Here is an 11,776-nt window from a genome sequence, read left to right as displayed (position 1 = left end):
AAGAAGAAAGTCATAAGGTAGAGAGTGTTCTCAGGGGAAATATAAAAACTCATAAATATTTCAAATTATTGTAAAAATTCATAATTTCTTTACAATACTACTTTATAATTGTGAAAACATAATCAAACGCAAAGAACCTTTACAAATTTAAAAAGTGGTTGAAGTGTTCCAATGATCTCTATTATGAAGAATTTGTTTAAGATAAAGTTCATGCATGTGTAGGAGGGAACCAGAAGGTTGATTTTTTTTCTTTCCATAATTGAATCGTTTGTCTATTTGTTTTTAGTTTTCACCATATTTGGTATAGATTGGGCACGTTTCAAGAAACATGCCGTTTGTTTTATTGGTCTTTTATCTTTATTCAAGTTATTATTGTTCTTAAAATTTCCCATTGAGTTGACAATGATCGCTCACGCTATTTTCAATATTTTTTTATTGAGAAATCTTTATCTCTTCTCGTGGAGTGTGGCTGCTCTAATTAGCCTGTCCCAATTAGCTATCCAATCAATGGTAGAGAACATAATGATTCATTTGTGTGATGTCACTTCTCTTTATTACCTTAAGGATAAATTGGAATACTCGGTAAGGGAATTACTCATCATGTTGGGTATTGACTTTTTGCTGTTTTTAATCGGACTATTTTTCTATTTAAAAAAGATATCTTTCTTAAAATGGTTTACAGTCCAACATACTGAGTTTACGAATTACCTCCTCTTTCTAATGGGGGTGTTCCTCATTCAAGATGAGCTCATAAGCCTGATCAGTATACGAAATCTAAAAATGACACAACAGTCTGGGGATTATTTTATTATCATCTCGATGATTTCAATTGGAATTATGGGAATAACCATGTTTTTGCTATATTCTTTTGGAAAGAAACTTGAACTTCAAACCATGGAACAAACTGAAAGAGTTTACCTACGGAATATAGGGGAATTGATTTCCTCCGTTCGTGCTCAACGGCATGATTATCACAACCACATGCAGGTGATTTCCGGGTTAATCCACCGGAAGGAATACGAAGAAGTTTCTGAGTATCTAAACGAATTGAATGTTGAGTTACAATCGCAACAGGCAATATTGCATTTAAACCATACTGCCCTGAGCGCATTATTTCAGGCAAAAAAAGAAATCGCACAAGTTCATCATGTTACGATGAAGATTGATGCTTATACATCGATTCCTTCTATGGAAATTAAATCCTTTGAACTGGTACAAATTCTGGGAAATCTTCTTGATAACGCCATTGAGGAAGAAATAAAAGTTCCTTCTAATAGGCGAATGATAAAGGTAACAATAGACCGAATGATGAACAGCATGGTTGTTTTTCACGTTCATAACCTCAATTCATGGATTGAAGCGAACAAGATGAGCATAATCTTCCAGGAAGGATATACAACCAAGGAAGGACATAAAGGGATTGGTTTGCTAACTGCAAAACGGCTTTCGTTAAAATATCAGAGTCATATTGAGGTTGAAAGTGACCCGGAATCAGGAACAACATTTTCTGTTTTTATCCCTTTTTCGAAAAAGAAGGAATGAAAGGAGGATCCGAAGTGTCCTATACCGTAGTAGTTGCCGAAGATAATGAGAAAATACGAAATGAACTAGTCGAGTTTATGAAATATAATGGATTTACTATCATGGCTGAAGCAAAATCGGCAAAAGAAACAAAAAAATATGTACAAAATCTGCGACCGCAAGTTTTGTTTGTGGATATTAAAATGCCGGATGGAGATGGATACACGATTGCCAAAGAGTTACGTTTGCAAATTCCTGACTTGCGCATTGTGTTTATTACTGGAACGACAGAATTTGCGTCTCAAGCGTATGAGATCGAGGCTGTTGATTATGTTGTCAAACCCTTTTCCCATGAGCGTTTATATCAATGCTTTAAGCGCATTGATAAGTCTTTTGAAACCAGTCAAACGACGCAATTTCTTCCTCGGTTAAGCATCCGAAGCCGGAACATCGTGGAAGTTATAGACCAAGAAGAAATTATATTTATTAGTACAGAAAATAAATCTACCCAAATTATGGTTGCTGGAAAACCGACTAAAGAAATCAGAACATTGGAATCTTTGAAAAATATGGAGGAAAGACTTGATCCGTCTATCTTTATACGTACCCACAAGAGCTACATTATTAATATCAAACATATCAGCCGAATTGAGCCTTCGGGTCAAACTTATGTTGTATTTTTCAAAAATACATCAAAGATGGCGTTTGTCAGCCGGAATTATTTATCTAGCTTGTATAAGAGGTTACAGATAGATTAGACCGACATACGGAGGTAAGATGAAATGGCATTTATTCTAATGACAGCTTTTTTTATCGCGATTATCATAGGAATTTCTATCAGTTTTAATAAAAAACCCTCGCTACAATACGGAATTCTATTTATGGTATTAAGTATTATCTTATTTATTGTAAGTTTTATTGTTGGAAGATGGGAAGGAATGGGGCTCGGTGTTATTAGTGTTTCGTTGCTTATCTCATCGATAATCTCCCTCTTTTTCATATGTTTTTTAAGGTTTTCTAAAGGTTAGATTTAAAATAAGAAGGTGTCTCAAAAGCATAGCTTTAAAGACATCCTATATTTTTGAATGATGAAAGCTTTTTAATCTAGCAAGTATCTATTTATTGGTAAGACTAAGACTCTTTGTTGTTATATTAGTTTTTTTAATGTAAAAACAATTAGAACGGCCAAAATAATAGTTGGAATGATTAAGAAATTTAACGCAAGCACCGATAAATAACTTTCACGAAGAATTAATGCTATAACCGATATTGTAACCATGGCCCTTGTAGTATAAGTATAATGATTCTTTTTGCTAGACGTTACTAGTTTAATATTGAGATTACTGTTAGGTATTTAAGGTTTTATGACGAATACAATGTCAGAAATGTACCCATTTGTGCTCATTTCTTTTGCACTCTTAGCTTTTGTTTTAGGAATCAAAGAACTAAGAGTTAATCAAAATAAACCAATTACAATAATATTTTTTCTATCATCTGTTTTTTTTGTTTGTAATTTCTATTTTTCTCCTGTTTCTACCCCAGTGATCAAACCTGGTTTTAAACTTAAAAAAGGATGCCCCAATATAAAGTTTTAGGGAATCCCTCTTTTCTTCTAAAGTACCAAACTTACATATATCAAAGATGCAAGTGATCGCTTCCCCAGCTGCACATTGCTTTAAGAATGGGTTCAAGTGACTCGCCGTATGGCGTTAAAGAGTATTCAACTTTAGGAGGGATTTCATTATATATTACGCGGTAAATCAAACCATCTTGCTCTAACTCCCTAAGTTGATTCGTTAACATCCCTTGAGTAATTCCATCCAACTGTTTTCTCAACTCACCAAACCGTTTTGTTCCTTCTTCGGAAAGAATAAATAAAATTAACGGTTTCCATTTCCCTCCAATTACTTTTAGGGTAACTTCAATTGGGTATTTAAGTGATTGTTTTACCATCATAAACCCCCTTTTTATCGACTACTTAATCATTGCGTTGTGTGAACTTTGGATATGCTCCACGTATTTCCGCGCTTCTGATGAAATGTATTCATCCAAACCTGCATCTGCATTATATGTGACAAATATCGGGAGAAAGCTTCCGTTGCACTTCCATAGCGTGGCTTGGATAGGTCTGAAATATTCACTAATTGTAAACCAATTATCCCCGCCAGCACGGAATTCTCTTTCAGTTCCCCCTGCTGTGGTTGCAATAATAAACTCTTTCCCTTTTAGCTTATCGCCTTGCGACCCAAATGCCCATCCGTACGTCAACACATCATCAAACCATTTTTTTAAGAGAGGAGGGCAACTGTACCAATAAAAAGGAAATTGAAAAACGATACGATCATATTTTAATAGTAATGCTTGCTCTTGCTCGATATCAATGCTCCAATCGGGGTATTTTTGATAAAGATTCACAACTGTAATCTCTTCGTGCTTGCTCAACTCATGCATAAAAGAGCGGTTTGCTCGAGATTCCTCTAGATTAGGATGTGCAACGATAACCAGTACTTTCATATCAATCATCCTTTTCGATTTGTTTTTCTAACTAAAAATGATTATTTCATGCTGAAATAAGAATAAAAAGTACTTATTTTTTTCGTACTTAGTACGTTTTTTCGTACCATTGGGAGGATAAAGGTCTCTACAAAGTAATCTCCCAAAATTCAAGGTCTTCCATCACGAGGTCATAGCTTGTCTTAATATCCGCCCATCGAATACTTCGTTTATGTGAAATTGGCAGATATTCTTTCCCGTTTAAACTAGTAAAATATTCAATAATTCCGGAAGCTTGAACGGCTTCTTCAAGGTACGAATATAATAGAGTTAAACACTTTTCTTCCATCGAATTCCCGTTTACTTGATATTTCAACGGCAGGAAATTATGACTGGCCGCTACTTGATGTTTGAATGAAAAGTGGGCACTATAGGTAAATCTTGCTTTCTTTTCGCTATTGTAATTATTTTCAAAATATAAATGTGTGAAATCTAATTCCGTTTTAAAAACATTTGGTTGTTCCGGCGATACAGGGTTTAAGCCAAACGAACCCGTAGGCAGTCTCATTGGCGAAGCGATGTAGATATATTGAGTCATACTCTTACTCCTTTTATAACGGTATTGCCAAAGCTATTTCACTAATGCTGCTCTCAAATTGACACCATATTCTAAATAACCCTTTAAACAGGTCAACATGTAAACCCAGCCCTCTTTATTATCTATTAATTGATTGATTAACTCCGTATCATTTTCTTTAAAACCTTCTTGGTTAACTTCAATAATGGTACTCGAATCATCCGACTCTTTTAGCTTAATCGTAACAATATGTCCTTCCTCATCTTGAAAGATGATTTTGCTATTTTTCTCTACTTCCAATATTTCTATATCGCCTTGGGCATCGTATTCCTCATACCTCAATGTTATCGTCTTGCCCTCTTCCCATCTCTCAGAGCTCGACGAGAACCAAAAACTCCCGATTTTTTCAGGGTCTACAAAGGCTTCGAATACTTCATTAGCTGGCTTTCCTATTTTCATTTTCGTAAGGTTGTTCACACTTATCAACTCACTTTCTATTTTTTTCCTCTTCCTCCTTCTATATTGGCATGGAATATTGGGTAAGTAAATGAACCATCACAGTAGAAAGGAATTTCTTATGTTGAAAAATACTATAAAATCTCGGCTTGTAGATATAGGAGGGAGGCGAATTATTTCGCAAGTGGGCAGAAAAAAATCGCAAGAGGTCGCAATAAATGCCGAACTGGGCAAAAAAAATAAAAACCGGTCACAATTATTCCCGAAGTGGGTAGAAAAACCGGGGGTGAGTGGATGTACATCCACGCTGTTGAATGACCGGAGGTGGCCGTTTTTTTGTCATGTTGGAATAGGTGAGAAATCAATGCAGGGGGAGGACGAATTATTTTTCAAGTGGGCAGAAAAAAATCGCAAGTGATCGCAATAAATGCCGAACTGGGCAAAAAAAATAAAAACCGGTCACAATCATTCCCGAAGTGGGCAGAAAAAACGGGGGTAAGTGGATGTGCTGCCATTTTAGCAGGTTAGATTGATAATTGGTATTCATTGTCTTGTATCCCCTAAGAAAGGTATAATACAGTAAATAAAAGAAACTCACTAAATATTAAATGTACCTCGTCGTTCTCTATTTCTACTAAAATTCATTGCAAATATCTCTGCAGGAGGTCACTATGAACTGGTTTACTTTTGTTTGCTTAAGTATTGTCTTTCTCATCACTCCTTTTCAATGGGGCCTGTATTATGAACCGGACATCCGTCTTTGGGAATTGTTAATTTTTGCACTGTTTATTCTTAATGTCATCTGGTATTGGGTGAAAGAACCCGAGGTTTTAATAAAAAATAAGTTGTATTTCCTTGTCTTGCTTTTGCCCTTTATGTATTTGATCACGGTTCCTTTTGCTTTAAACCAAGAAGGCAATTGGAATACGATTTTCAGATTTTCTACATATGCTTTCTTTTTTCTTCTATTAATTTGGACGAAGGAATCGCCGAGGGTCAACAGGCTCTATCCGTACGTCTTTCACGTATTGGGAGCTGCGTTTCTGCTTTTTGCTGTTGCCAATCTGTTTGGTCTGATTCGGCTTGACATGTTTATGGTTGGCTGTGAACCAACACGTTCATGCGGACCGGTTCGGTATCCGAATACGTTTGGCGCGATCATGGGCGCCTATTGGTTTTATATCTTTGCGATCTTTATTCGTCGAAAAACGTTTCGTAGGTTAGACGTTCTTCTCATTATTTTGCTTGCCGGATATGGTGCGATTCTATTGCATACGTATTCTCGGGGATCCTATATCTTTTTTGCGGGTACATTTGCTCTGGCATTTCTTCTCTTAATCAAGCAATGGAAAAAATTCATTTTGTTTTCGGTTTCTGCCCTTGTGCTATTTCTGGTTGCGTTTAATTTATTAACCTTCGACCAGCATAAAGGGATTCGATTGATTCCTGACAGTTTAATAACGAGAATCTCGGAAATCAGTCTCTCGACACAAAATGCAGTTACAAGGTTTGATTTCTACAAAGAAGCGTTAGCTATGAGTAAAGAATCTCCGTTGATTGGCTTTGGCGGCGACAGCTGGACAATCTATTATCCTAAGTATGCGAATCGATTATTCGGGCTTAATCAAGTGCACAACGGGTATCTGGACTTCTTGATCGAGATTGGCTGGATCGGCATAGCAGTATATGCTCTGTTTTTTGGTCTGATGGTCTTCCTAATTTTTAAATCTGGAAAAGCATTAAAACATCGAATTGGGGTTATTTTGGCATTAACGATGTTGTTCGGACATGGGATGGTTGATTATGACTTTTCATACGGGACCTATTGGCTGCTTATTTTCTGGTTAATTGCCGTAGGGGTTGGTGTCCGCCCGTTTGCGAAAGAAAATATTGTTTACAGATAACTAGGGGATTCCCGAGTGAATTCGACGAAAAGTATTGTTGAAAAGCTAAATCTGAATAAATATCCAACCAAGCTGATTCTAAATCTCCCTGATGATATTCATGACTTCAATGAATTGGAATATGACACTGATATTGAAAAGGGTCTTTATCTTCGTGTTTAGCTTGGAGGATTTTGCGAAACAGCTTCAGTACGTGATCGAAAAACTAGTCATAAGCGATAAAGGCTATTTATTCTTTGCGTATCCCAAGAAGAACAACCGGCAATACAAAGAGTATATCGACCGTGACAGCTTCTATGAGGCAATCCCTATGGATGAGGAAGGGTTCGTTTACGAAAGCCGCTTAAAGTTTTCAAGAATGGTCAGTTTAAACGAAGTGTTTACAGTAGTTGGCCTCAAGTCAGATCCGAAGAAAGCGAATAAGGCCGGCACACAAAAAAGTCAATGTGTTGATGACTATATTAAGAACGTTGAAGATATAAAGCAATATTTGAGCAAGAATGAAGATGTATTGAAAAGATACAATGAATTAACCTTTGGCTATCAAAAGGATTGGGCGCGATACGTTTATAGCGCCAAAAGAAAAGAAACACAAGAAAAACGATTGCTGGAGATGGAAACAATCGTAGGAGAAGGCTATAAATCGATTGATTTGTATCGTAGAAACAGGAAATGAGAAACGTTGTATTTATTCGATCAGTTGGGGAAATCCCACTGATCGAATGGTCCATTTTGTACGTAGCGCTTAAGCCTCTTACTTACTCTTTTCTCGGCCACTCCCCGACAAATTCAACCTCATCATATTCGAAGAAGTTTTTCAGAATGTCTTCGCGATCATCAAGGAAAAGCTGATCCGCCACCGCAGACGCAAGCTTCGGAATAGCGTGTCTCATACCTGATAGTGCAGAGGCTGAAAGACCGCAGCTGATTAAAGCTGAGTAGTTAAAGGCAAACAACCCATGCAGGAGCCTTTTTCCTTTTTCATCACGGCTGGTGAGCGCAAAGCCGGGGCTGAGGTAAGGGTGCGCGTCAAGCACTGGATTCGCCGCCTCTTCCGGAGCCTTATAGATGTCTCCCCAGCGGGCGATATGGCTTTCTACAGACTGCAGCTCCGGACGCAAAGCTGGATCGGTGAGAAGGCCGGTACTGATGATCAGGAAGTCGAAAGTGAATTTGCCCTGAGGCGTTGTCACTACTGCCCCCTCGCTTGTCGCTTCGACATCAAGCCATGGAGCGCCTAAGTGCAGCTGAAATCCTGGCCATGAGGCGGCGCGTTCAAATGTATCATTGGTTGGCGGCTGATTTTGCTTAAAGAAATGGGAGATCACCGCATATTTATCTTCGTCTGACAAGGCGTGGAAGCGTTCGATCATGCCGGAAACCTCCATCTGGCGGATCGGATTGATTTGAGGCAGCTTCTTGCGGCGGACAAAGACATGGGCCTCAGCCACACCTTCTGTTAGTGCAAAATTGGCATTATCAAAAGCAGAGGCTCCGCCGCCTAAAATAGCAATCTTCTTGCCTTGAAGCCCTTCAAAATCAATAAGCTTAGAAGTGTGAGAATAGAGATGACTCGGTAATTTTTCAGAAATCATCTGCGGTACATGCCATTCTCCTCCGCCCTGTATGCCGGTGGCCAGAATGACTTTGCGTGCCAGTAAGGTGTCTGATGGTGCTCCCGCTCCTTCGATATGAAGGCGGTAGATCCGTTCTTCAGTTGGCTCGATCTGCTTAAGCTTTACCTCATTCATGACAGGCAGATTGAGAACCTTCCGATACCAGCGCAAATAGTTCATCCAGTCGCCTCGTGGAATCTTATCGACTTCTTCCCATCCTTGCGGGCCGAATTGCGCTTCCCACCAGGAGCGGAAGGTCAGAGAAGGTACCCCGAGGTCAATGGAGGTCAAATGCTTGGGCGTTCGCAGCGTCACCATACGGGCATAGGTTTCCCACGGACCTTCTAATCCTTCCGGGTTTTCGTCGATGACGAGGATATTGGATACCCGCTCGCGCAACAGCCCGAAGGCAGCTCCTAAGCCGCATTGGCCGCCGCCGATAATCACTGCATCGTAAACATGTCCTTCCGAAGACCTATGCTTGCGCACCCAGTCTGGTCCCCCATAGGCAATATAGGAAAGATCTGTTTTCACTTGTTCGTTTAAAGCCTCTACACTCATGATTTTCATTCCCTTCAACTATGTCTCTAAGAGTTCACAATCTTTCCCGCATATGCTAAAGCTGTAATATGTTCCTCTTTTATCCACCCCAAAGAGAAAACACAGCTTAATGTAATGTTTTATAACATCATATGTGCTTATCTTATATCTTATCATGTCAATAATTATATTGAATGTTTATAATGTCTAAAATTTCTAGAACAAATTGTTCATAATCACTAGCAGGGAGCTGCCGGGCACAATGAATCCACTAGAGACCGAGATTTTTTAGTCCAATTCAGTTGAGTAATCTAGTCATCCTGTTATGTTGACTAATTGTAAAAACGCAATGCTATTAAAGCGCTTATTATTAAGTGATCTTAGTCTTTATGTAATGAATATGTAATAAACGGTCTTTGTTAATATTTGCGTGATAAATTAAAGGTGTTGCCATCGGCGGAGCAAGCCTTTGGATGTCAAATGGCAAAAACGAAGCCGAACATCGAACAAGTGAACGCCGCGATTAATAAATCGAACGATGCAAGAGGCAAATAATTTTAAATCATTAAGCAAAGAGTAGAGAATAAAGCTATAGATGTAGCTTTGTTCTCTATTCCTTTTTATCCGCTAACTACAGACTGTAAGCCCTTCACTGAATCAATTTATAAATGAGAGGATTGAGGAAAATGAGACAAACGAAAATATATGGCCATCGCGGTAGCATGGGAATTACTCCGGAAAACACGTTATTAAGCTTTCGTCATGCTTTGGATTCAGGCGTTGATGGGATCGAGCTTGACGTGCAGCTGACAAAAGACGGAGAAGTCGTTGTGATTCACGATGAAACAATTGATCGAACGACAGACGGTACAGGATATGTGAAAGAGTACACGCTAAATGAAATACAGCAATTTAGTGCAGGCATAAAATTCTCACATTTCGAACTGTTTGATAGAAATGTTTGGGAGAAAGAGCGGATTCCGACGCTGGCAGAAGTGTTGGAATTGATTGCTCCTTATCAGATTGAGTTAAATATCGAATTAAAAACCAATATTTTTGCTTATGAAGGCATCGAAGAAAAAGTATTAGCCATTGTGAATCAGTTTGATTATGCCGATAAAATTATTTACTCATCCTTTCATCTGCCTTCCATCCTAAGATTAAAAAAGCTTGAACCAAGTGCAAAAATCGCATGGCTAGTCCTATATGAACTGAGCCGCCCTTCTGAATACGTTGAAAGCCTGGAATTAGAGGGATTACACCTCCACAAAGATTTATTGCTGCAGGGTGATGTTCAAAGTGCCGATGATTTTAGCATCCGTGTGTGGACGGCCAATGATGAAAAGGAAATAGAACAATTATTAAGCACGAATCACGTTGAAGCGATTATGACGGACTTTCCGAAGGAAGCCATTTCGTTAAGACATGCTATCAAAGTGTAAAGCTGTTTCATTCGTATGACGACCAATGCTGGGTTTTTCTAGGCGGACGATTGGTTGTGGTTTCATACATAGATCGCTTCCGTCAAATTTTCTTTTATTCGACCGTATATCACTATATTGAAGAGCCCTTTGTATTTTAAGAAAGGGCTCTTTTTTCACTATATTAAAGTAATAAGGAATTTTTCAAAACTTTTGATTCATACTAAAGACGTGTTCACTATTTTCTATATTCGATCATGATTGTTCCTAAAATAGAGTTTTGCCTTTTCTTTTTACTCATATCAACCCTCCCGCTTTATTATTTGACATTAACAAAAGATTTGATTTTCCCCTCCTCGAAATCTCTGGGTAGAGCTTCTCTTGATAAATCAGCAATCACACTTCTACAACAGTCCCCACATTACAATAAAAGAATCTATCCCCAAATTCATGCGCCAACTGATTAGCGACCTGAAGTCCTGTACAATGTGAAACGCCTAAGTATTGCAAATTCATCTCTTTTAATGCCTGAATACTTTTATCTTTCTGCTCTTCGCCAACGGGTGATAAATGGGTACCGCCGATGACAGTATGAATGCGGTTTTCACCTGTCTTTTGAACAGCGTAATTAAGTATATTGATGATCCCTGCATGGGAACATCCGAGAATCACAAACAAGCCTTTTTCGGTTTTCATAATAATGGACTGGTCATCCGTGACTGGATCTTGGACATACCCGTCTTTTGTCTTCAAAACGATATCGGTATCGCCGGTCTCAAAATTCGTAACCCTGGGAACCTCTCCCGTTAGGAAAACATCTGGCGCAATTTCGCTGAATTCTGTGTTGAACTTAAAGTTTGCCCCGTTGCTTTCAAGTGCAACTTTTGAAAAAGGAACTCCGATGTATTTGTGGCCTTCGCGTACAAGATATCCCTCTTTGAACAACTCTGGATGTGCATAGACATTAATCGGTTTTTCCCTGGCTGATTTTACAGCTTCCATTAAACCCCCTGTGTGGTCGATATGATGATGACTAAGTATGATTCCTTTAATGCTGGATAAATCTTTTTTAAATACATGAGCATTATTAAGTAGTGCCTTTCCTGTCCAGTATCAAAAAGATAGTTTCCGTGGTTTGTTTCCAGAAAAACGGCCCAGCCGTGTTCTGCAATCGCTCCTAAGTTACCGAATACACTGTTTTCAGAAAGAACTGTTGCCCTGAATTTCATATCAAATCCCCCTAAATTA

14 protein-coding genes are annotated in these 11,776 nt (G+C 38.6%); 7 read left to right on the top strand and 7 right to left on the bottom strand.

Annotated features, from left to right (window positions below; all coding sequences use genetic code 11):
* Window positions 1-465 precede the first annotated feature (465 nt).
* The 3 genes from AM592_RS16945 to AM592_RS16935 are packed head-to-tail and all read left to right on the top strand — an operon-like array spanning window position 466 to window position 2,549.
* Window positions 466-1,542, top strand: coding sequence for a sensor histidine kinase (locus tag AM592_RS16945; protein ID WP_158320319.1), 1,077 nt, complete (start codon window positions 466-468; stop codon window positions 1,540-1,542).
* A gap of 14 nt (window positions 1,543-1,556) precedes the next feature.
* Entirely contained in the window at window positions 1,557-2,279 is a 723-nt protein-coding gene (locus AM592_RS16940; protein ID WP_053604896.1) for a LytR/AlgR family response regulator transcription factor, read from the top strand.
* A 24-nt stretch (window positions 2,280-2,303) separates the two neighbouring features.
* Entirely contained in the window at window positions 2,304-2,549 is a 246-nt protein-coding gene (locus AM592_RS16935) for a YesK family protein (protein WP_053604895.1), read from the top strand.
* A 607-nt stretch (window positions 2,550-3,156) separates the two neighbouring features.
* Here the strand turns inward: AM592_RS16935 and AM592_RS16930 are convergent.
* The 4 genes from AM592_RS16930 to AM592_RS16915 form a co-directional block, all read right to left on the bottom strand.
* Window positions 3,157-3,477, bottom strand: coding sequence for a winged helix-turn-helix transcriptional regulator (locus AM592_RS16930; protein ID WP_053604894.1), 321 nt, complete (start codon window positions 3,475-3,477; stop codon window positions 3,157-3,159).
* An 18-nt stretch (window positions 3,478-3,495) separates the two neighbouring features.
* Window positions 3,496-4,035: an NAD(P)H-dependent oxidoreductase gene (locus AM592_RS16925; RefSeq protein WP_053604893.1), complete on the bottom strand. Its 540-nt coding sequence runs from the start codon at window positions 4,033-4,035 to the stop codon at window positions 3,496-3,498.
* A 127-nt stretch (window positions 4,036-4,162) separates the two neighbouring features.
* The gene (locus AM592_RS16920; protein WP_053604892.1) at window positions 4,163-4,612 is read right to left on the bottom strand and encodes a hypothetical protein; all 450 of its coding nucleotides are present in this window, start codon (window positions 4,610-4,612) and stop codon (window positions 4,163-4,165) included.
* 33 nt (window positions 4,613-4,645) lie between these two features.
* The gene (locus tag AM592_RS16915; RefSeq protein ID WP_192841117.1) at window positions 4,646-5,068 is read right to left on the bottom strand and encodes an SRPBCC family protein; all 423 of its coding nucleotides are present in this window, start codon (window positions 5,066-5,068) and stop codon (window positions 4,646-4,648) included.
* 650 nt (window positions 5,069-5,718) lie between these two features.
* Here AM592_RS16915 and AM592_RS16905 point away from each other — a divergent pair.
* Genes AM592_RS16905 through AM592_RS16900 form a run of 3 tightly spaced genes read left to right on the top strand, consistent with a single transcriptional unit; the run spans window position 5,719 to window position 7,627 of the window.
* Window positions 5,719-6,951 (top strand): O-antigen ligase family protein, encoded by a 1,233-nt coding sequence (locus AM592_RS16905; RefSeq protein ID WP_053604889.1) that lies wholly within the window; start codon window positions 5,719-5,721, stop codon window positions 6,949-6,951.
* A gap of 15 nt (window positions 6,952-6,966) precedes the next feature.
* The gene (locus tag AM592_RS24765) at window positions 6,967-7,113 is read left to right on the top strand and encodes a hypothetical protein (protein WP_225970258.1); all 147 of its coding nucleotides are present in this window, start codon (window positions 6,967-6,969) and stop codon (window positions 7,111-7,113) included.
* A complete protein-coding gene (locus AM592_RS16900; RefSeq protein WP_225970257.1) occupies window positions 7,106-7,627 on the top strand; it encodes a YdeI/OmpD-associated family protein in 522 nt (173 codons plus the stop codon). Before AM592_RS24765 ends, AM592_RS16900 begins: the two co-directional genes overlap by 8 nt.
* Before the next feature lie 82 nt (window positions 7,628-7,709).
* Here the strand turns inward: AM592_RS16900 and AM592_RS16895 are convergent, their stop codons facing one another.
* Window positions 7,710-9,128 carry a flavin-containing monooxygenase gene (locus tag AM592_RS16895; RefSeq protein WP_053604888.1) on the bottom strand — a complete coding sequence of 473 codons (1,419 nt, stop codon included), beginning with the start codon at window positions 9,126-9,128 and terminating at the stop codon, window positions 7,710-7,712.
* A gap of 665 nt (window positions 9,129-9,793) precedes the next feature.
* Here AM592_RS16895 and AM592_RS16890 point away from each other — a divergent pair.
* Entirely contained in the window at window positions 9,794-10,549 is a 756-nt protein-coding gene (locus AM592_RS16890) for a glycerophosphodiester phosphodiesterase (protein ID WP_053604887.1), read from the top strand.
* 375 nt (window positions 10,550-10,924) lie between these two features.
* Here the strand turns inward: AM592_RS16890 and AM592_RS16885 are convergent, their stop codons facing one another.
* Window positions 10,925-11,551 carry an MBL fold metallo-hydrolase gene (locus tag AM592_RS16885; RefSeq protein ID WP_264080195.1) on the bottom strand — a complete coding sequence of 209 codons (627 nt, stop codon included), beginning with the start codon at window positions 11,549-11,551 and terminating at the stop codon, window positions 10,925-10,927.
* Window positions 11,530-11,757 carry a hypothetical protein gene (locus AM592_RS16880; protein WP_053604885.1) on the bottom strand — a complete coding sequence of 76 codons (228 nt, stop codon included), beginning with the start codon at window positions 11,755-11,757 and terminating at the stop codon, window positions 11,530-11,532. The genes AM592_RS16885 and AM592_RS16880 overlap by 22 nt, the downstream gene beginning before the upstream one ends.
* Window positions 11,758-11,776: the final 19 nt, after the last annotated feature.

Origin of the sequence: Bacillus gobiensis (assembly GCF_001278705.1) — a bacterium.
GTDB lineage: Bacteria > Bacillota > Bacilli > Bacillales > Bacillaceae > Bacillus > Bacillus gobiensis.
This window is presented reverse-complemented; position numbering and strand designations above follow the sequence as displayed.